The sequence below is a fragment of the Marisediminitalea aggregata genome (assembly GCF_900129565.1).
GTDB classification, from domain to species: Bacteria; Pseudomonadota; Gammaproteobacteria; order Enterobacterales; family Alteromonadaceae; genus Alteromonas; species Alteromonas aggregata.
On the sequence record NZ_FQWD01000002.1, the window covers coordinates 230,158 to 250,799 of the forward strand.

The 20,642-nt window shown below is 48.0% G+C and carries 22 protein-coding genes and 1 pseudogene; 8 read left to right on the forward strand and 15 right to left on the reverse strand.

Features of this window, described 5'->3' with window-relative positions; all coding sequences use genetic code 11:
- Positions 1 to 14 precede the first annotated feature (14 nt).
- The 8 genes and pseudogenes from rseP to rpsB all read right to left on the reverse strand — a co-directional run bounded on the left by rseP (position 15) and on the right by rpsB (position 7,484).
- Entirely contained in the window at positions 15 to 1,370 is a 1,356-nt protein-coding gene (gene rseP / locus BUB81_RS05115) for a sigma E protease regulator RseP (RefSeq protein WP_073319298.1), read from the reverse strand.
- Positions 1,371 to 2,549, reverse strand: a complete 1,179-nt coding sequence (ispC, locus tag BUB81_RS05120; protein ID WP_073319313.1) for a 1-deoxy-D-xylulose-5-phosphate reductoisomerase — start codon at positions 2,547 to 2,549, stop codon at positions 1,371 to 1,373.
- Positions 2,549 to 3,412, reverse strand: a complete 864-nt coding sequence (locus tag BUB81_RS05125) for a phosphatidate cytidylyltransferase (RefSeq protein ID WP_073319316.1) — start codon at positions 3,410 to 3,412, stop codon at positions 2,549 to 2,551. The genes ispC and BUB81_RS05125 overlap by 1 nt, the downstream gene beginning before the upstream one ends.
- Before the next feature lie 46 nt (positions 3,413 to 3,458).
- The gene (uppS, locus tag BUB81_RS05130; protein WP_245819136.1) at positions 3,459 to 4,160 is read right to left on the reverse strand and encodes a polyprenyl diphosphate synthase; all 702 of its coding nucleotides are present in this window, start codon (positions 4,158 to 4,160) and stop codon (positions 3,459 to 3,461) included.
- A gap of 92 nt (positions 4,161 to 4,252) precedes the next feature.
- Entirely contained in the window at positions 4,253 to 4,810 is a 558-nt protein-coding gene (frr, locus tag BUB81_RS05135) for a ribosome recycling factor (protein WP_073319322.1), read from the reverse strand.
- A gap of 18 nt (positions 4,811 to 4,828) precedes the next feature.
- Positions 4,829 to 5,572 (reverse strand): annotated as a pseudogene (pyrH, locus tag BUB81_RS05140) (UMP kinase).
- A gap of 190 nt (positions 5,573 to 5,762) precedes the next feature.
- Complete coding sequence (gene tsf, locus BUB81_RS05145; RefSeq protein ID WP_073319325.1) at positions 5,763 to 6,635, reverse strand: translation elongation factor Ts; 873 nt, start codon at positions 6,633 to 6,635, stop codon at positions 5,763 to 5,765.
- 117 nt (positions 6,636 to 6,752) lie between these two features.
- The gene (gene rpsB / locus BUB81_RS05150; RefSeq protein ID WP_073319328.1) at positions 6,753 to 7,484 is read right to left on the reverse strand and encodes a 30S ribosomal protein S2; all 732 of its coding nucleotides are present in this window, start codon (positions 7,482 to 7,484) and stop codon (positions 6,753 to 6,755) included.
- 361 nt (positions 7,485 to 7,845) lie between these two features.
- Between rpsB and map the strand changes: the two genes are divergently transcribed.
- From map to dapD, 3 genes are all read left to right on the forward strand, one after another.
- Complete coding sequence (map, locus tag BUB81_RS05155; RefSeq protein ID WP_073319330.1) at positions 7,846 to 8,640, forward strand: type I methionyl aminopeptidase; 795 nt, start codon at positions 7,846 to 7,848, stop codon at positions 8,638 to 8,640.
- Positions 8,641 to 8,755: 115 nt separating this feature from the next.
- On the forward strand, positions 8,756 to 11,398 hold the full coding sequence (gene glnD, locus BUB81_RS05160) for a [protein-PII] uridylyltransferase (protein WP_073319332.1): 2,643 nt from the start codon (positions 8,756 to 8,758) through the stop codon (positions 11,396 to 11,398).
- Positions 11,395 to 12,219, forward strand: a complete 825-nt coding sequence (gene dapD, locus BUB81_RS05165) for a 2,3,4,5-tetrahydropyridine-2,6-dicarboxylate N-succinyltransferase (protein WP_073319334.1) — start codon at positions 11,395 to 11,397, stop codon at positions 12,217 to 12,219. The genes glnD and dapD overlap by 4 nt, the downstream gene beginning before the upstream one ends.
- Positions 12,220 to 12,316: 97 nt before the next feature.
- Here the strand turns inward: dapD and BUB81_RS05170 are convergent, their stop codons facing one another.
- From BUB81_RS05170 to BUB81_RS05180, 3 genes are read right to left on the reverse strand one after another with little or no spacing between them, the layout of a single operon-like run.
- On the reverse strand, positions 12,317 to 12,763 hold the full coding sequence (locus BUB81_RS05170) for a flavodoxin (RefSeq protein WP_073319336.1): 447 nt from the start codon (positions 12,761 to 12,763) through the stop codon (positions 12,317 to 12,319).
- Complete coding sequence (locus BUB81_RS05175) at positions 12,764 to 13,549, reverse strand: pseudouridine synthase (RefSeq protein ID WP_245819124.1); 786 nt, start codon at positions 13,547 to 13,549, stop codon at positions 12,764 to 12,766. It lies immediately after the preceding gene.
- Positions 13,546 to 13,863 (reverse strand): YqcC family protein, encoded by a 318-nt coding sequence (locus BUB81_RS05180; RefSeq protein WP_073319338.1) that lies wholly within the window; start codon positions 13,861 to 13,863, stop codon positions 13,546 to 13,548. Before BUB81_RS05180 ends, BUB81_RS05175 begins: the two co-directional genes overlap by 4 nt.
- Positions 13,864 to 13,922: 59 nt before the next feature.
- Between BUB81_RS05180 and BUB81_RS05185 the strand changes: the two genes are divergently transcribed.
- The 3 genes from BUB81_RS05185 to BUB81_RS05195 are packed head-to-tail and all read left to right on the forward strand — an operon-like array spanning position 13,923 to position 15,860.
- Positions 13,923 to 14,966 (forward strand): DUF3549 family protein, encoded by a 1,044-nt coding sequence (locus BUB81_RS05185; RefSeq protein WP_073319340.1) that lies wholly within the window; start codon positions 13,923 to 13,925, stop codon positions 14,964 to 14,966.
- Between the two features lie 5 nt (positions 14,967 to 14,971).
- Positions 14,972 to 15,277 carry a DUF3301 domain-containing protein gene (locus BUB81_RS05190; protein WP_073319343.1) on the forward strand — a complete coding sequence of 102 codons (306 nt, stop codon included), beginning with the start codon at positions 14,972 to 14,974 and terminating at the stop codon, positions 15,275 to 15,277.
- Between the two features lie 28 nt (positions 15,278 to 15,305).
- Positions 15,306 to 15,860, forward strand: a complete 555-nt coding sequence (locus tag BUB81_RS05195) for a zf-TFIIB domain-containing protein (protein WP_073319346.1) — start codon at positions 15,306 to 15,308, stop codon at positions 15,858 to 15,860.
- 45 nt (positions 15,861 to 15,905) lie between these two features.
- On the opposite strand, the gene BUB81_RS05200 is transcribed toward BUB81_RS05195, so the two are convergent.
- Positions 15,906 to 16,328 (reverse strand): C40 family peptidase, encoded by a 423-nt coding sequence (locus tag BUB81_RS05200; protein ID WP_073319349.1) that lies wholly within the window; start codon positions 16,326 to 16,328, stop codon positions 15,906 to 15,908.
- Between the two features lie 971 nt (positions 16,329 to 17,299).
- Between BUB81_RS05200 and BUB81_RS05205 the strand changes: the two genes are divergently transcribed.
- Positions 17,300 to 17,773, forward strand: coding sequence for a LabA-like NYN domain-containing protein (locus BUB81_RS05205; protein ID WP_073319352.1), 474 nt, complete (start codon positions 17,300 to 17,302; stop codon positions 17,771 to 17,773).
- Positions 17,774 to 18,366: 593 nt separating this feature from the next.
- Here the strand turns inward: BUB81_RS05205 and BUB81_RS05210 are convergent.
- On the reverse strand, positions 18,367 to 19,005 hold the full coding sequence (locus BUB81_RS05210) for a GNAT family N-acetyltransferase (RefSeq protein ID WP_073319354.1): 639 nt from the start codon (positions 19,003 to 19,005) through the stop codon (positions 18,367 to 18,369).
- A 230-nt stretch (positions 19,006 to 19,235) separates the two neighbouring features.
- Complete coding sequence (locus tag BUB81_RS05215; RefSeq protein WP_073319357.1) at positions 19,236 to 19,598, reverse strand: DUF3192 domain-containing protein; 363 nt, start codon at positions 19,596 to 19,598, stop codon at positions 19,236 to 19,238.
- A 178-nt stretch (positions 19,599 to 19,776) separates the two neighbouring features.
- On the opposite strand from BUB81_RS05215, the gene BUB81_RS05220 reads away from it, so the two are divergent.
- Complete coding sequence (locus BUB81_RS05220; protein ID WP_073320964.1) at positions 19,777 to 20,070, forward strand: hypothetical protein; 294 nt, start codon at positions 19,777 to 19,779, stop codon at positions 20,068 to 20,070.
- Positions 20,071 to 20,074: 4 nt separating this feature from the next.
- On the opposite strand, the gene syd is transcribed toward BUB81_RS05220, so the two are convergent.
- Positions 20,075 to 20,614, reverse strand: a complete 540-nt coding sequence (gene syd / locus BUB81_RS05225; RefSeq protein WP_073319360.1) for a SecY-interacting protein — start codon at positions 20,612 to 20,614, stop codon at positions 20,075 to 20,077.
- Between the last annotated feature and the right edge of the window lie 28 nt (positions 20,615 to 20,642).

Genomic DNA, 20,642 nt, shown 5'->3' on the forward strand with positions numbered 1-20,642 from the left:
CTACGACCGTCTGTTTAAGACAGCCGCGTAATATCGTTAAATATGGCGATGCTCATAATCGTAAACAGCAGCATGGCGCCAATCTTAAATCCCCATTCTTGTATCTCTTCGGATACCGGCTTTCCAGTTAGCCATTCGATGGTGAAGTACATTAAATGCCCGCCATCCAACATTGGCAGGGGTAACAAATTCACTATGCCCAGGTTCACGCTGATCAAAGCCAGGAAACTCAGGAAATACACCAATCCGTAACCTGCGCTACTGCCTGCACCTTGTGCAATGGAAATGGGGCCACTTAGGTTTTTCACTGACACATCGCCAGTCACCAGCTTGCCAATCATTTCAATACTCAGCGTCATCAAACGCCAGGTTTTGTCGACCGCTTTCCCCATGGCTTCAAACACACCATACTGGTGAGTGAATACATACCCTTCCGGCCATGCCTCGGCATAGGGACTTACGCCCAGATAGCCATCTTGCCCCTCTGGGGTATCACGGCGCCCAATTGTGGCAGAAAGGTCATAGGTTTGACCAGCCCTGTTTACACTTAACGTAACATGCTCACCAGGGTTGTCTTTCACAAAAGCCACCAGACTTTGCCAGTCCGCCACCGTTTCACCGTTAAGTGCAACGATAGTGTCACCAACCTGAACCCCCGCTGACTTTGCTGCTGAGCCTTCGCCCACAAACGCTACGTTTAGCGTTGCCGCAGGTGTAAACGGGGTAATGCCGACACTGCGTAAAGGAGACTCTGAATCTGAATCAAAGTTCCATCCATCTATCAATAACTCACGTTGTTGTGTAACACCATTGGCATTTTTTACGGTAACAGCCATGCTGCTGTCACCCACATGGGAGATCAACTCAAAGTTCACAGCTTCCCAGTCGGGGGTATGTCTGCTTCCCACCTGAATAATTTCATCACCCGCAGCCAAACCGGCATTTGCAGCGATACTTTGCGGGGCAATGTCACCTATAACGGGTTTTACCGTACTGATACCGATCAAAAACATCGCATACAGAGCTATGGCAGCAAATATAAAGTTCACGCCTGGACCGGCCGCAATGATAGCCATTCGCTTGGCAACACTCTGGCGATTAAACGCCTGGGAAGACAGCTCTGCGGGTACGTCATCAACCCGTTCATCCAGCATACGGACATAACCGCCCAGTGGAATTGCAGCCACTACAAATTCAGTACCATTGCTGCCTTGTTTCCGCCACAACGGCTTGCCAAATCCAATAGAAAATCGTTTTACGTAAACACCACACAACCGTGCCACATAATAATGACCCCATTCGTGTACGGCGACTAAAATGCCCAGTGCAACAATAAACGCACCAGCGTTACGTAAAAACTCAAATACCACTTAACCTTCCTCGACTAGTGCCAGCGCAGCCAAACGGGCTTGCTTGTCCAGCTCTCGAATTTGTTGGATTGATGAAACCTCGGTTGGTTCAAACCGATTTAGAATTTCTTCGTTAATTTGCGCAATTTGGGTAAAGCCAATTCGGTTTTCGAGGAAAGCCTGAACTGCGATTTCATTGGCAGCGTTTAAACGCGTTGTGGCCGACTGCCCTACCCGACAGGCTTCAATGGCTAGGTAAAGATTAGGGTATCGGGTTGCGCATGGCGTGGTAAAACTCAGGTCCGCCAGCGTAGAAAAATCCAATGGTGCCACACCAGCATCAATGCGATTGGGGTACCCCAGACCGTAAGCGATCGGCGTACGCATATCAGGATTGCCCAACTGGGCTAATACTGAACCGTCGATGTATTGCACCATAGAATGAATGGTGCTTTGCGGATGCAGAACCACCTGAATATCATCTTGTCCCAAGCCAAATAACCAGCAAGCCTCAATAAACTCCAGGCCTTTGTTCATCATGGTAGCGGAATCAACAGATATCTTGCGTCCCATGCTCCAGTTTGGGTGAGCACAGGCTTCATCAGGCGTGATATCCATAAACGATTGTAAATCCCGTTCGCGGAAAGGGCCTCCCGACCCGGTAAGCAGTATCTTACTGATGCCTGAAGCGTCCAAATCGCCGTAGCGAAAGTCCGCTGGCAAACATTGAAAAATCGCGTTGTGCTCACTGTCGATGGGCAATATTTCCGCTTTGGACTGTTTTGCGGCGTCGATAAACAACGCACCGGACATCACCAGTGATTCTTTATTGGCCAACAACACCCGCTTACCGGCTTTCACTGCCGCCAGTGTGGGTTCCAATCCCGCAGCGCCGACAATAGACGCCATCACTGTATCGACTTCAGCGGCAGAGGCGACTTCTTCCAAAGCGCGTTGTCCAGCCAACACCTCCGAGCTTAATTCATAACGCAGAGCAAGTTCGTGGGCTTTGGCATAGTCTTGCTCGTCAGCCACAACTAAGTAGCGTGCGTGACAGGCTTTGGCTTGCTGAACCAGTCTCTCCAACTGCTTGTGACCGGTTATGGCAAACACCCGAAACAAGTCAGGATGACGCTGAATGACATCCAGCGTACTTTCGCCAATTGAGCCTGTTGCGCCTAATATTGTAACGGTTTGCATTACGCCATCCAGGTCACATAACAATACGCAAATACCGGGAAGGCAGCGGTAAGGCTGTCAATACGGTCGAGCAAACCACCGTGGCCAGGTAAAATTCGACCGCTGTCTTTAATGCCTGCGCAACGCTTAAACATACTTTCGTTAAGATCGCCCAGCGCAGACACGCCTACGGTAAGTCCTCCGATTAACAAGTGTAACCAAATTCGGGAGGATTCAACCTGATAGTGCAGTGCTGCGAATGCAATAATGGCAAATGACGCCATTACGCCACCGAACAAACCTTCGAAGGTTTTACCCGGCGATACGTTAGGACGAAGCTTATGCCGGCCAAACTTTACACCCACAAAGAACGCGCCGATATCGGCTGCCCAGACTATACCTAATACGTAAAATATCAACGATGCGCCGTAGAACGCATCCACATCGTATAAACTGGCACGTAACGATACCACAGCAACCCAGGTCGGAATGAGCGTTAACACACCAAATAGACAGCGTATCATCCAGCTTTTCTGCCAGAATTTTGAATAACGGGGATAAGCGATGATCATCGCCAGAGACACCAGCCACCATAAACAGGCAACAGATAAAATCCAGTGATACAGACTATTGAGTTTACCCTGATACCAAATCATGTTGGTATCGACTAATCCGATTAACCCCAAACAGAGGGCCAATAGCACAAATAAAAATGCAATTTTGTGTGGACGTTTTGGCAGGCCTGACATATTTGCCCATTCATAACCACCCAACGCAATGACACCAGCAATCACATATTGAAATGCGTTGAGAGGCAAAAACAGAATAGCCAGAATAGCAAGAGGCGCTAAGATTAGCGCCGTAATGATTCGTTGCTTTAGCATAACAGAAGTCTTTCGTAAGAGGTTGTCATAATGCGAATAAAGGTGTTCACCCTTCAACCTCTTCCGCTTCGACCTGTTCACCGATTAAACCAAACCGACGCTGACGTTCACTGAAGTCTTTGACTGCCAGATAAAACGCCTCTTCATCAAAGTCAGGCCAGAGTACATCCGTGAAGTACAATTCTGCATAAGCGCATTGCCATAGCAGGAAATTACTGATTCGATGTTCACCACCGGTGCGGATCAATAAATCCAGCTCTGGCAGGCCCTGGGTAGACATATACTGATCGAATCCAGTCTCATCGATATTGTCAACCGCAACATTCCCAGCTGCGATGTCCTGCGCCATTTGCTTCGCCGCGTGCAGAATATCCCAACGCCCACCATAGTTGGCGGCGATATTCAGAACGAGATCCGTATTTTCCGACGTCATTTCTTCGGCTTTACGGATCTTACTAACCAGTTTATCGTCAAAGCGACTGAGATCACCCAGTACCTGCAAGCGTACGCCGTTTTTGTTCAGGCGCTTCGCTTCTTTGTTTAACACCAGGTTAAACAAATCCATTAACACGCTGACTTCTTCTTCCGGGCGCTTCCAGTTTTCACTACTGAAGGCAAATAAGGTGAGTACCTGAATATTGCTTTGACGGGCAAAACGCACCGCTGCACGCACTGACTCAACGCCAGCACGATGACCAAAGGTTCGAATCTTTCCCTTTTTCTTTGCCCAGCGACCGTTGCCATCCATGATGATAGCAACGTGCTGTGGCACCTTTAACGACGCGAGGCGCTCAGCCACCGTCGTTGCGATGTCATTTTCCGAAGGTTGCATAACGACAACTACACTTCCATTAATTCTTTTTCTTTATCTGCCAGCATGTTGTCGACAGTTTTAATGAATTCATTGGTCAGTGTTTGAATGTTCTCTTCCGCTGCACGGCTTTCGTCTTCACTGATCTCCTTTTCCTTCAGCAACTCTTTTACGTCACTGTTGGCGTCACGGCGAATGTTACGAATAGCCACACGGCCTTGTTCAGCTTCGTTACGTACCACGCGGATCAGGTCCTTACGACGCTCTTCTGTCAGTGGCGGTAATGGAATACGAATAGTAGTGCCCGCACTCATTGGGTTCAAACCCAGGCCAGACTGCATAATGGCTTTTTCAACGGCCTGAATGGCGCTCTTATCGAAAACAGTCAACGCCAGGGTACGGCTGTCTTCTGCCACGACGTTAGCAACCTGACGCAATGGCGTATCAACGCCATAATAGGGTACCTGGATACCGTCCAGTAGCGCCGGGTGTGCACGGCCGGTGCGGATTTTACTCAGTTGGCTTTTCAGCGCACTAATACTTTTTTCCATGCGCTCACGCGCATCTAATTCAATTTCATCAATCACGGTTAAATTCCTGTATTTTTATTTTTCGACACTGTCGCTGTGCGTAATCAGTGTGCCTTCAGGTTCGCCCATTACTACCCGCTTCAGGCAGCCAGGCTTATTCATATTAAATACACGTATGGGTAGACTGTGGTCCCGGGCCAGCGTAAACGCCGACAAATCCATCACTTTCAGTTCTTTTTCCAGGACTTCCTGGTAAGAAAGTTGCGAGTACATTTGCGCTTCTGGATTTTTTACCGGGTCGTCGTTATAAACGCCGTCCACTTTTGTGGCCTTTAATACGGCATCCGCTTCAATTTCGATACCGCGCAAACAGGCTGCAGAATCGGTTGTGAAGAACGGGTTTCCGGTACCGGCCGAGAAAATGACTACACGACCAGACTTCAGCAGACTGATTGCCTCTGCCCAGTTTTAAGCGTCACACACGCCATTCAGAGGAATAGCAGACATTAGACGGGCGTTTACAAACGCGCGGTGCAGCGCGTCACGCATGGCCAGGCCGTTCATCACCGTTGCCAGCATACCCATATGATCACCAACAACGCGGTTCATGCCAGCCTTTGCCAGTCCTTCACCGCGAAACAGGTTGCCACCGCCGATAACCAGCCCCACCTGTACACCCAACTCGACCAGCTCTTTGATTTCCTGCGCCATACGGTCGAGTACTTTGGGATCAATACCAAAGCCTTCTTTACCCATAAGCGCCTCACCACTCAGTTTAAGTAGTATGCGTCGGTAGGCGGATTTTGGTGTGATGCTCATTGTTATAGTTTCCTCTTGATTCGGCTTGGGTCATAGTTCGCTGTACAAATTATGAACCAAACCGACTTAATCGGTCGTTATGTCTCTGTGCGGCACTGTAGCCATGGCGGCTTACTCATAAAAAAGCACCCCCGAAGAGGTGCTCGTAAGTGTATCCGACATTGGCCGAATGCAAAAGTCAAACCGCCAATTATTTCTTAGCAGCTTCCATTTGCGCAGCAACTTCAGCCGCGAAGTCTTCAGTTTTCTTCTCGATACCTTCACCCACTTCGAAACGTACGAAGTTAACAACATCGGCGCCCTTGCTCTTCAGCAGGTCACCAACAGTTACAGAAGGATCTTTAACGAAAGGCTGACCAGTCAGGCTGATTTCGCCAGTGAATTTCTTCATACGACCAGCAACCATCTTCTCAGCGATGTCAGCAGGTTTGCCTGACTGCATGGCGATTTCGATTTGGATGGCTTTTTCTTTCTCTACTACTTCAGCTGGAACCTGTTCAGGCTTAACGAACTGAGGTACAGAAGCAGCAACGTGCATTGCAACGTCTTTCGCCAGTTCTTCTTCGCCGCCTTCAAGGATAGCCAGAACACCAATACGCGCACCGTGAGTGTATGCACCCAGGTTGTTACCTTCAACAGTCAGTACACGACGTGGAGAGATGTTTTCACCGATTTTAGCTACCAGTGTGTCACGAACGTCGCTTACTACGCCGCCTTCGATTTCAGAAGCGTTCAGTGCTTCGATATCGCTCAGGCTGTTCGCAAACGCAACGTCCAGCAATTTGTTACCGAAAGCCAGGAAGCCTTCGTCACGGGCTACGAAGTCAGTTTCACAGTTCAGTTCAAGGATAGTCGCTTTGCCACCTTCAACTTTAGTCAGGATTACACCTTCAGCAGCGATACGGCCTGCTTTCTTAGCGGCTTTAGCCTGACCTGACTTACGCATGTTCTCGATGGCCAGTTCGATGTCACCATCGGTTTCTACTAACGCTTTTTTGCAATCCAGCATGCCGGCGCCAGTACGTTCACGCAATTCTTTTACAAGTGCTGCAGTCACTGCCATTTTCAATTCCTCAGCAATAATTTTAAATTTAAGTTTAAAAGGGGCGACAGCCCCTCTTAGATAATTCGATAGTTAAGCAATGACCCCGAAGCAACTGCCTCAGGGTCATAAAGCAAATTACTCTGCTGCTTCGACGAAGTCGTCTTGTTCAGCTTGTACTTCCAGGTTGTTTTCACGACCTGAGTTTACTGCGTCAGCCGCAGCGTTTAAGTACAGTTGAATTGCACGGATTGCATCGTCGTTACCAGGGATGATGTAGTCAACACCGTCTGGGTTTGAGTTGGTATCAACCACTGCAACTACCGGAATACCCAGGTTGCGAGCTTCAGTTACCGCGATGTGCTCGTGATCAGCGTCGATTACGAACAATACATCTGGCAGACCGCCCATGTCTTTGATACCGCCCAGGCTGCTTTCCAGCTTGTCCATTTCACGCTGAAGCATCAGCGCTTCTTTTTTGGTCAGCTTTTCGAAAGTACCGTCCTGGCTTTGTTGCTCAAGATCTTTAAGACGCTTGATTGACTGACGAACTGTTTTCCAGTTGGTCAACATACCGCCCAACCAACGCTTGTTCACGTAGAATTGGTCACATTTTTGTGCCGCTTCTTTCACTGCATCGCCAGCAGCACGCTTAGTGCCTACGAACAGAACTTTACCTTTCTTAGCAGATACGCCAGACAGGAAGTTAAGTGCGTTGTTGAACAGTGGAACTGTTTTTTCAAGGTTGATGATGTGAACTTTGTTACGTGCGCCAAAGATGAAAGGCTTCATTTTTGGGTTCCAGTAACGAGTTTGGTGACCAAAGTGCACGCCGGCTTTCAGCATGTCACGCATAGATACGTTTGCCATTGATATTTCCTCAATTGGGGTTAGGCCTCCATACACCCTTTGTATCGATCCGCAAGCGGACACCCCGACACGCAGTCATAGTGTATGTGTGTGTTTAAATTAAGTTTATACTCTTGAGTGTTGCAGCACTGTGACAGTATTGAAACGGCATCTGACTGGCAGATATTCCCAAAAGCGCGCGCTTTATACCACGAAGTGCCCGAAGACTCAAGAAAACAGGCCATATTGTCTGCATAAAAGCGTGTGCAACTATACAGGGGCGGCGGTATTCGATACCATAGCCGCTCGCTAACCTGCCCAATTGTATTTGAACCGGGCAGATTACACCGTATTACGATTTGCCAAATGAAAGAGGATTCGGGTGGCTGCAATTATCAAAACCGCTGAAGAAATCGAGAAAATGCGTGTCGCAGGACGTCTTGCGGCAGAAGTACTGACCATGATTGGCGACTACGTCAAAAAAGGGGTAACTACTGACGAGCTGAATACGATTTGTCACGATTACATTGTTAACCAACAGCAGGCCATTCCCGCGCCCCTGAATTACGGCCATCCGCCGTTTCCCAAATCGATCTGTACGTCGGTCAACCACGTTATTTGTCACGGCATCCCTGCCGACAAAAAACTGAAAGACGGCGATATTGTGAATATCGATGTCACGGTAATCAAAGACGGCTACCACGGTGACACCTCAAAAATGTTTGTCGTAGGCAAGCCAAGCATCATGGCAGAGCGCCTGATGCGCGTGACACAGGAATGTCTGTATAAGTCGATTCAGCAAGTTCGTCCTGGTATGCGTTTAGGTGACATTGGCCATATTTGCCAAACTCACGCCGAAGCACACAACTATTCAATTGTGCGTGAATATTGCGGCCATGGTATCGGCGCAGGCTTCCACGAAGAGCCGCAAATTGTACATTACGGTCGTCCAGGCACTGGTGAAGAATTGGTGCCTGGCATGTGCTTTACGATTGAACCCATGGTCAATGCGGGCAAACGGTATTCCAAAATTCTGCCCGACCAATGGACGGTAGTAACCAAAGACCGTAGTTTGAGTGCCCAGTGGGAGCATACACTACTGGTAACCGATGACGGCGTAGAGGTATTAACTCTGCGAGATGAAGAATCATTAGAGCGTTTTTATCATCATTCATAGTTTATGATCAGCCCGCAGGCTCTTGGGCCTGCGGGCTTTTTCTTGTCAGGTAAAACCCGCCGGTTTTGACGTTCGGCCTGACACTAAACCCTGAAGTCAACAAGTGGGTAGCTTTGTGAATTTACAACAGTTATGTGACAACGCATCATCGCTGGAATCTGTAGACGACATTAAGGCGATAAAAGAACTGGTGCAAAGCAGTTACGATTGGCTGACGGCATCATTTAACAAACAGCCCATTGATACGCTGGTCACGGGCCGCGCCACGTTCATCGACTGCTTGCTACAACGCATCTGGCACCTGTATGGCCTGGAAGACGCCAAGCACCTCGCACTCTGCGCTGTAGGTGGGTATGGCCGGGGACATTTACAGCCCTACTCAGATATCGACTTATTGATCGTAAGTAAAAAAGCACTCAAGCCCGATGTAAAAGAAAAAATCGGCATGTTTATCACCTTGTTATGGGATATCAAGCTCGATGTTGGGCAGTCGGTCAGAACCATAAAAGAAACCGTCAAGCTGGCCAAAGAAGACATCTCTATTGCAACCAACCTGGTTGAAAGCCGGTACCTGTGCGGATGTGAAGATACCTTCGAAGATTTGTGGCACGCCGTTAACGTTAAAAGCAGCTGGACCAGCCAAGCGTTTTTTGTAGCAAAATACGAAGAGCAACAGGCACGTCATGCCAAATTCAATGGGACCTCCTATAACCTGGAACCCAATATAAAGGAAAACCCCGGATGCCTGCGTGACATTCAGTCTATTGGCTGGGTGGCCAAGAAACACTTCCGTGAATACGATGGCTGGAATTTAGTCGGCCATGGTTACTTTACCGAAAATGAACACGCTGAATTAATCGAATGCCGCATGGCGCTGTGGCGGATCCGTTTTGCATTGCACATGGTTGCAGGCCGCAGCGAAAACCGCTTGTTATTCGATTATCAAACCGATGTTGCACGCATGCTCGAATACGGTGACGACAACAAAACCGCTGTGGAAAAGATGATGAAGGCGTTTTTCCGCACGGTACGTCGTGTAACCGAGCTTAACCAGTTACTACTACAACGCTTCCGTTATGACATGCTGAATCAGTCAATTCAGTGTCAGCAAACGATCAACGACGATTTTTGCTTGTCTGACGGGCGTATTTCACCACGTCACGAAAACGTCTTCCCAACACCGGAAGCCATTCTTGACTTCTTACGGGTGATTGCAGATACACCCGATACAGTAGGTCTGGATACTGATTGTATTCGCCAGTTGCGCAACGCACGCAGACGTTTCCAGGACACCTATTATGTGGAGCGGGAAGCTTGTCGCGTTAAGCTCATTGAGTTATTTAAACACCCGCACTTTTTTGACTTCGCCTGGGACATCATGCACCAGTACGGCATATTGCAGTCGTATTTACCCCAGTGGGATCACATTGTAGGTATGATGCAGTTTGATCTGTTCCACGCGTACACGGTAGACGAGCATACGCACCGCCTGGTCAAACACGTTAATCATTACTTTTCTGACCGCAACGTCGAATTTCCGCGCTGTGGCCGGATTGTGAAAAACCTGGATAAACCAGAATTACTGTATATCGCGGCTATATTTCACGATATTGCCAAAGGCCGAAATGGTGATCACTCTACACTCGGCGCAAAGGATGTAGCTTCATTTTGTGAAGCGCACAACATCGTCAGCAGCGACGCGGAACTCATCGCCTGGCTGGTAGAAAATCACCTGTTGATGTCGGTGGTGGCGCAGCGCCGTGATATTTATGATCCGGATGTTGTAAATGATTTCGCCACGGCTGTGCGCAGTCAGGGACACCTGAACTTGCTTTATGCACTCACCCTGGCTGACATACGCGCCACCAATGACAACCTGTGGAACGACTGGAAATCGTCGTTACTCAGAGAACTGTATTTGATGACTCAAAAAGCGCTGGATAACGGGTTACAGTGTGGTGTTACCATGCAGGAACGGGTTGAGTTACACAAGAGTAAAGCCTTGGCCTCACTGCAACAGCAAGGCATAGATGACGCTGCGCTGATGACCCTGTGGTCACGTTTTGAAGACGACTACTTCGCGCGCTTCCGCCCAGAGCAGATTGCCTGGCATTCACGGGAAATACTCGCCTTCGAACCCATTGAAGACGACGCAGTGATGTTGATAAAAACCAATAACGACATCGCAAAAGGCGGCACTGAGCTGCTCATGTACGGTAAAGACCGTCCTGCACTGTTTGCGCAAATTGCTTCTGTGCTGGATAGCCGAAACTGTACTATCCGCGATGCACACATTGCAGTGACCCGTGATGGTCATGTTTTCGATAGCATGTTGATTCTGGAAAACGACGGTTCCCGTATCGACAGTGAATCCAGAATGCGGTCAATCGAAGCAGCAATTGCTGATCAGCTATTAAAGCCTGGCAGAAACCACACAAACACGCGTAAACTGTCGCGTCAGCACAAACAATTAAACGTGCCGGTTAAGGTTCGTTTTTACTCGGCACAGGACGATGCCACACTTATAGAGTTGGAAGCACTGGACGCACCTGGAATTTTGGCAAAAGTAGGCCATGCTTTTGTCGATTGTAAACTCACATTAAAATTAGCCAAAATTGCCACCATCGGTGAACGCGCCGAAGACGTGTTTATCGTCAGTAATGAGCAAGGTAAAGCCCTAACGCCGGAAGAACAGACTGCGTTGAAAAAACGCATATTGTTTAAACTTGATCAACTTGAAGATATCAACATACCATGACTGAATTAAAAGCCATTATTGAAGCGGCCTTCGAAGACCGCGAGAACATTACTCCTTCTGCCGCCCCGGCTGACGTAAAACAAGCGGTTAGCGATGCCATTGCCCTGCTCAACAGCGGTGAAGCACGCGTTGCAGAAAAAATTGCCGGCGAGTGGGTTGTACACCAATGGCTGAAGAAAGCCGTACTGCTTTACTTCCGCCTGCACAACAATGGTGTAATGGAAGGTGCAGAGAGCCGTTTCTACGACAAGGTTCCGCTGAAATACGCAGACTACACTGCAGAACAATTTGCTGCTGAAGGTGTGCGCATTGTGCCACCGGCTGCAGTTCGTACCGGTTCTTACGTCGGCAAAAACGTAGTCGTTATGCCGTCTTATGTAAACATTGGTGCATACGTAGGCGAAGGCTCTATGGTTGACACCTGGGCAACCGTTGGCTCTTGTGCACAAATCGGTAAAAACGTGCACTTGTCTGGTGGTGTTGGCATTGGCGGCGTATTAGAGCCACTGCAGGCTAACCCGACCATCATTGAAGACAACTGCTTCATTGGTGCGCGTTCTGAAATTGTTGAAGGCGTAATCGTTGAAGAAGGCGCGGTTATCTCAATGGGTGTTTACATCGGTCAAAGCACTCGCATCTATGATCGTGAAACCGGTGAGATCCACTACGGCCGCGTTCCAGCAGGTGCAGTTGTAGTACCAGGTAACCTGCCAAGCAAAGACGGCAAGTACAGCCTGTATGCCGCTATTATCGTGAAAAAAGTCGATGCGAAAACCCGTGCAAAAGTAGGTATTAATGCCCTGCTTCGCGGTGCGGAATAATAACGCGTTAAACGCTTAGGGGCTGTTGACCTTTGCTACGCCCAATAAAAAATCCACCGTCACGGTGGATTTTTTGTATCTGGGGTCTGGCGGTTGGTTAAGCCAGTTTGCTGGCGAAGCCCTTAAGCCATTCAATAACATCGTTTTCAGGCTCAAGTGTTTCCATGGCATCGACTTCCAGCATAGCCGCAACCGGGTTGCCTTGAAGCTCGGTGAGCAATTCCTGCCACTGTTTACCTGCACCACAGAACGACTCGCCATAACTGCTATCGCCCAACGCGGCTACCGCAAACGGCTTCTGACCTAGCAGTGGAAATTGCGTGCGCAATTCATCAAACGTCATTTCAAGGTTTGGCGGAATGTCGCCCTGCCCTGTCGTTGAAGTGATCACCAATACGCCGCTGGCATCGGTTATATCGCTGACGTCAGCATCGGTAAATACCTCGGCTTCAATCCCTTCGGAAGACAGAAAAGTTTGTACTGATTCCGCTACGCTTTCGGCATTACCGTATACCGACCCTACAATAATATTCACTGTCGCCATTTACTTACCTTTTTGAAGACTCCAGGTTAAAAACGGTTGCCAGCTTACCAATAACTCTTCAATTTCGCTATCGGGTTGGCACTCTATGGATAGCCATTGGCGGCTAACCGGATGATAGAACCCCATTTGCGTACACACCAGCATCAGCCGCTGACAATCAAACGTATCCCGCAAGAACTGGTTGTGCTTGCCGTCGCCGTGGGTCGTATCCCCAACAATGGGGTGACGCAAGTGAATCAGATGCCGGCGCAACTGATGTTTGCGGCCAGAGTAAGGGCGCAATCCCAACCAGCTGTATCGCGCCGTGTCATAACGACCAACAGCGTAAGGCAATTCATAATGAGCCAGTGGCCAGTAATCCGTGTGCGCAGGCTGGGGAGGGACCGCTTTGACGCGATTAGCATCAGCCATTTTGTCCCAGCGGTATTTTAACGCATAATCCAACATGCCGTGGGCCTTTACATACCCTCGTACCAGTGCCCGGTATTCCTTTTTGACCCCAAAGCCCATCATTTGCGCATTCATTGTTGAGGCAGTTTCACTTTGTAAGGCAAATAGCAAAATCCCTGCCGTGGGTCTATCAAGACGGTGTAACGGAAACACATGCTGACCAATCTGATCCCGCAAAATCTGAACGGCAAACCGGGTTTCATGTTTATCAATAGGACTTCTGTGAACCAACAGCCCGGCAGGCTTATACACCGCCACCAGCCATTCATCCTGATACAAAATCTGCAATGTTTCTTTACTTTCAGGTGAAGGGGAACAAGCTGGCGTGTCCATCATGGGTTTTCACTCCAGGCATCCAATTGTCCCAGGATGGTTTGCACATTAAGGTGCTGAGCACCCCAGGTGATTTCTGCCACCGGCTTAATCGCCATAACAGGAACGCTAACCGGTGATTGGCTGAGCAGTGTTTGCATACGAGGGATAAAAATAAACTGTAGCCATTGTTCCAGCGCAAGGGTATCACAAGCGAAGGGCTGCTGGCTGGCCAGCGCCTGGCGCGACGGACGTTCATTGCCCCATAAACCGTTGTGACGAAGCGCAGCTTCCAACGCATCCAGTAATTGATTCCCCTGCTTTTCAGCATCTGACATTACGCCAACCTCCAATGCCTGTTAAACTAGCGGTAATTGAAATAAATTGAATTTGAAGCATGAATTCACAAGACATCCACTCATTGAGTGAGTTTCTGCTACACGCAGGCACAGATTATCGCATTTTTGACTTAGGACGGGGAGTCTATCCTGTCGATTCGCAAACCTTTCTGGAAATCGAAAATGGCAAAATCTGCCCGCCTCGTCCGCGCCAACAGCACGCCTGGTACGCGGTCGTCTTTTGGAATACCAGCGCATTGGCTCAGCGCTATATCTGGTTTGTGAAATTTCCACTGGATGAACAGGGGCTGCTGATCCAGGCTTCCCGCAATCACTTCCTGCAAATTATTGTTGATGCACTGGGCAATCAAATCACCGGTGATGGCGATCAGGAAAAGCTGCCTGATAACCCCTATACCTTTACTCCCAGTCAGCAGCAAATGGCCCAATTTTCAGCCATCACCCGGCACACGCTGAACGACGCTAAACACGACGGCGTGGAGCGGGTTATGCACTATCTGAAAACGCCCAGCGTTATCGACTGGCAACAACTTCCTGTTCAGGCGATTGCCGATGCCGTCATTGAACTGGATGAAACAACCGCTGACGTCATTGCCAACCAGCTAGATCAATACAGCACACCGTTTATCGATACCTTGCTGAGCAGCCTGGAAAGCCAGCCGCTTCCAGAACGCCTTACTCAGAAATTCTGCGAAAAAGCGGTGGAATACAGCACAGCCGAAGACACTGCTCCCATGCTCGGCTACCTGCGCGCACTGAGCCAGACCAGCTTCTCACCCGAAGTTAATCGGTGCATTAATCAGGTGTTGGACAATATCGACACGCCAGATATTGATTTGCTCAGCGTCATTGCCGCCAGGCACGATGCCCAACTGGATTTACTGACTGCACAACGCTTTTTAGAAGTAGCAGCGAAGGCCGATGCCGCTGGCAACTATCAGCATCAGTTATTTATTGGGTTATTTTCAGATCTCGTGCAAATTCCTGCGCTGCGTAGAACCCTACTGACACTGGCTAAAGCGCATCAACACAACCCCGCAATGAAAGACGCCCTTGCGGCTCTCTTCAAACAGGCAGGATAACCGTTGTGAACCTATTAGATGTTTTACTGCTGGTATTGATTGCCGCCGGTGGCGCGTTATTTTGGCGAATTCGAATGATTTCAGAGGCCGCCAACCGGTATTTAGGTCAATACTGCAACGCCCAGCACCTTCAGCTTATCAGTGTTGCCCGTCGCCTAACGCGGCCTATGTTGTATCGCGGTAAGCTGGACTGGCGCAGCGAATTTGACTTTGAGTTTTCGTCAACGGGGCAAGACTGCTATACCGGTACGTTGGTAATGAACGGGCTTACCGTGATTTCCACCGACACACCACCGCACCGCATTCATTAATTTACCGACCACAAGGATGTAACACGCTATGCAATGTACACAATGTAAGCAAGGCCAATTAATACCTAGCTTCCTTGATGATTTATTTCGCGCTCACACCTGCAACCACTGTGGCGGGAACTGGATCATGATAGAAGACTTTGTTAGCTGGAAAGAACGCAATCAGGCCTATGAATTTGAGCAGGTTACCGACGTTTCGGAGGATACCAGCGACACTAAAAAAGCCCTGTTATGTCCGGTAACCGGCGGGATTATGCGTAAATTTAAAATCGCTGCGTCCACCGACCATCGGGTCGATTACAGCGCTCAGGTAGGCGGTATCTGGCTGGATAAAGGTGAGTGGGAGCTGTTGAAAGCGGAAGGCGTGGCTGGCGCACTCAATAATGTTGTTACCCAACAGTGGCAAAAGAAGATTCGGGAGGAGAACACCGCCTCTCATTTTGCAGAGATTTACGCTGCCAAATTCGGTGAAGCAACCTATAAAGAGGTAAAAGCATTAAGGGAGTGGCTGAACGCACAGCCCAATAAAGCCGACCTCCGTGCTTATTTGCTGGCGGAAGATCCGTATTCTACTGAACGATAGCAGCCCATCAGGGCTGCCCTAGGCAAGATCTCGCGCAAGCAGCCACTAATAGTTGGCTGACTTTGTGCACTGGCGGCTCAATCGGTATAAGGTTTCCGGCGTCTGATACTGCGCAAATTCGTCAGGAATAAAAGACGTGGAGTGCGCTACCAGTTCTGAACAAAACCAACTGTCGGGGCAGTGTTTAAAAGAACGGAAGAACACGCCCTTAATGCCTTCGTTATCAAACGGCTTACCAATCAATTGAATTGCTCGTTCAATATCGCCGTCAATCTCGCGGTATTCGATTTCGCGATACCTGGCCTCAAACTCGCGAAGATCACTTCGCAGCACCCCAAAGCCACCTTTGGCTTCAATCACATGGACATCATCGGTGTCTAAAATTGCCACATGTGACCATTTCGATCCGGTTCTCCAGCGAATCATTCTGGAAATCCAGGAGCGATTACATCCAAATACAATAATCATTTGTCGTTCCCTACATCAACTTCCACAAAGTCAGCTCATGGCTGAAACTTAACCCCTGTGGCACACAACTACTCAGGCGCAGCAAGCAAGCGCGGCGACTGACCAGTACCATCAACATTATTTATATCGAATGTTTTTTGAGCTGTAAATATAAGAATAGCTTTTGCACAAATGAAAAAGGCGATAGCTCTCGCTACCGCCTCTTTATCGAATTTTGAAGATCCCTCTCAGCGTAGAGTGCTAAACAACCTCCAAGGTTATTCCCCTGCACGCAAATCCCTTTTATCCCACTCGTCCCGAGTGAGTAGCCAATCCTTAGCTAGTCCCTTTCCGTTATCCTTGTGTACTTCACATCCTGTTAAAGTATTCTTCAATCCTGAAGTTGTCCTTCAACCTTCCCGGTTGCATCCGCTTCCTTGTTACCAGCCTCCTGGCCGGTTTGCCCCATCCTGGGTTGTCCAGTGTCATCCTTGCGTCATCCTGACTCAACGTTTCTCCCTGTGACATGTTCATAATACCGAACGCATTTTTTGCTGGTAGCGTCTTTTTTGAAAATTCATCACCACTGTGAACTCCATGCACTTAGACTAAAGTACAAAACACAATAAAAACAGAAGGATACGTTTTTTCGTAGGTATTATCCTTTTGTCTAATTAGACGATGCTTACAGCTCTGTAGGAAATGTCTTACAAATGGAGGTAAGAAATAAGACTAAAGGTGAATAACGTGAGCAACCAATTTGGCTTTTACCTATCGGCAACATCTGTTATGGGTTCAGTTTATACAGTAAACACGCACCAGGTAGACTGAACTCAATCAAAAAGGTTACCCCACAAAGGGGTTGGTTTTCTGATATCCTCAAACTAGGGCGTGCCTTGCGTTGATTCACGCTTTTACAACCTTTCGATTCAGCCAATGTTGTACTGATTCAACAGGCCAACTTGCGAATTCAGACTCAAAGTAAATCAATTATGACAAACATCGCCATTTTCGTTGACGTACAAAACGTGTACTACACCACCCGTCAGCATTTTCACAGAAATTTTGATTACAACGCGTTTTGGCGTCGTGTCACAGAAAATAACAATGTAGTGGCGGCTTTTGCTTACGCTACGCACAGAGGTGACAACAAACAAGCCGAGTTTCAGAATATTCTGCGGGCAATTGGCTTCGAAGTGAAATTAAAGCCGTTTATTCAGCGCGCGGATGGTTCTGCTAAAGCCGATTGGGATGTGGGTATTACCATAGATGTGCTGGAACACGTTGATAAGGTCGATAAAGTCATTTTGGTGTCTGGCGACGGTGACTTTGACTTACTGGCACAAACGATCATTGAAAAGAAAGGGAAGCAAATTGACGTGTATGGCGTTAAAGCGTTGACCGCGGGCACTTTAATGAAAGCGGCGAGTAAATTTGAGCCTATCGAGGCTGAATTGTTACTGTAAATAATACGCAAAAAAAAACGATGGCCTGAGCCATCGTTTTCTGTGAATTTTGAGCTTCCCTCTCAGCGTTCCTTTGCGACTAAAATCGTCCCGATTAAAATCCGTATCCGCCCCTTTCCATCTTTTCTCACTCCATCCTGAGTGAGCTGCTCTTCCTAAGCAGGTCCCTTTCCATTTTTCCGTTCTACGCTACACATCCTGCGTGTAGCATTCCCCATCCTGGGGTTGTCCGTGTTGGCCTCCTGGCCGGTCCTTGCTTTCCTTGGATGAAACTGCCTGTTTCATCTTGCTCATCCCTGAACAGTCCTATGGTCTTCCCTGCGTCATCCTGACTCGTCGTGTTTCCATGTGACAAGTACATAGTACGCCGATAGGAATAGATTACTATTACCGTTCTGTCACATTAAAATAATTTATCGGCTACGACAAAAGTCTAACAATATTTTTTTTATTTAATTTCAGATAGTTAAGAAATAAAGTCAGTAAAATTTACTTAAACAAAGCCACAATGTCTCACAACCTTGTAAGATATTTCGTACAAAGCAGTAAGACACAGTCTTAAACTTTTGAATAAGGCAGGTTAAAACTCAGACCTAAGGGCGTGGCCGGAACATCACGTTACCGACTTTTGTAGTGATTTCTACCTGCGCGACGTTTTGGTAGAAACCGTCAGCAAAGAAAGACTCGTATTTCGGCACAGTAACAAACACGCCTACACCTTCAGAGTCACGATGCTCTAGTAATACACTGTCTATTGCGCGCATAAGTAAGTGACCCAGACCGTGCGACTGATGATCAGGATGAACCGCAATAAAGCTCAGTAAATGGTATTTCTGTGCAGGCATCGCGTTACGGATTTTTTCTTCTTTTTCCAGCATTTGGCGGGTTCCATAATACCCCGTCGTCAGTAACATTTTTAAACGCCAATGCCAGTAACGGCCTGCGCCAATTGAGTTGTCGGGGCTGGTCAGGCACGCAACGGCAAGTAATCTTCCTTCGTCAAACAACCCGATAATTGGCTGATCGGCTTCCCAAAATGCGGTTAGTTCCTCGCGAATAGCGGAACGTAACCGGGACTCATACCCTTCCCGTTCAGACTGAAATATCTCAAGAAAAATAGGATCATCGTGATAGGCGTTATAAATAATTGACGCCGCGACTTTGAGATCTTCTGCTGATAGATAAGCAGCACGGACGCTGTCGAGTTGCGGTGATGTATCTGCTTGGACCATGATTCAATCTCCCGGATAGACCTATTAAACAATAGTTATACGCATAAACACTGAATACGACTCACGGTCGAAAATGCACAGTAATCCTCACTTTATCTGAAAAACCAAACAAAAGTAAATTTTTTGTTAATTTTAAAAATTAAATATTAACAAAAAAGGGAGCCTGCGCTCCCTTCTTGTTTAAGTCACTCGTTTGCCAGCTAACTAAATACGTTTAGCTAGCGTAACCGTTAGAGTTTGCGAAGCGCTTCATCGCCCCAGCCAATTAAGCGGTTGTCTTCGAACACCAATGGCGTGCATTCGTCTTTTGTGGTGATGCCGTCATCAGCCGCCCGCTGAGTGCGGTAATACAGTACCCGGTAGGTATGGCCGTCCTGCCTTAACAGCTCATTGAAGTCAGCCACGCCCATACTGCGGGTTACATCTTCATAATGCGCATCCAATTCCAGTTTAGATATGTGTTTACGGTTGTTATATTCGCGCTGTTCCCAGGACGCGTTGTAGTGTCTGCCGTCGTCATCACCAACGGAAATCACACAACCTGAAAGTAACAGCGGGGCCGCCATAGCAGTAGCTAATAATATTTTTTTCATTTTCAGTCCTTGTTTTGCATAGTTGAATGCGTTGTTTTATTGCTACAATGCAATCAAGATCGGGGCCAAAAATAAACAATTGATTTTATTGATTTTTTTAAAATCACACTTGGCCCAAATTCAACTTTTAGGCAAAATAAGCAATTATTTAGCTTTTCTGACCACAATTGTAATTTTTATGAACGACAAAGAAAAATTTGAAACCTTGTTTGCTGTGTGTAAAAGCCTGGCTGAGGCCGGCCAAACACCCAGCGTTGGTATTTTAAGGGGAAAAGCGCCTTTTAAAGTCAGCGTACTGGAAGCCATCGAAGTCATTAAACGGTTTAATCAGCATCAACAACGTGAGGCAGAAAAACCGGCTCCCAAGGCGTTATCAGACAAAGAACGTATAGTTGAACTGGAAGCCCGGGTATCCCAACTTGAGCAAGCCATAGGCGTAATGGAAGCCCGACTGGCCAAGCTGGACGTGTAATAAGCTAGCGCAAGCCGTCTAAAAATGTCGCTAAATCCGGTGCCAGACAGCGTACCGGATGCTTGCCCACCTGCTCCAAAACAACCTCACCGGATGCATTGTCTACTGACAGAATGAAATCTTCTTCGTCAGTCAGGCCAAAAAATAACGTCGGAGGCTGCTTTAGCCGCTGTTTCATCATCAGATGACCAATCAGATTTTGTTGCAATCGTTCAAAATCTTCCTGATTACACACTTGCAGTAACTCACACGGGCCTTCACTGGCCTGGGTTAACAAATTAAAACTCCAGTTTGTGGTAAAAAAATGGCAATACTGTTCGTTTAATGTGATGTGCAGGGCGTTTTCTATGTTGGCAAAGCTGAGCGGGGTATCCATAGCCACTGGCTGCCATTTTACCTGGTCCCCTGTGGCCGCTTCGCTAAGATAACAAACCGATGGCCAGTCTGAATCGTATTCAACGGTAAACCGGTCTTCTGAATTGTGCTGTTCAGCCCGGAGCCTTTGTACTAAGTTATGCAATGATTGTTGAACGATTTGCTCCATTGCGTTTCCATTTTCGTTATACTTGGCA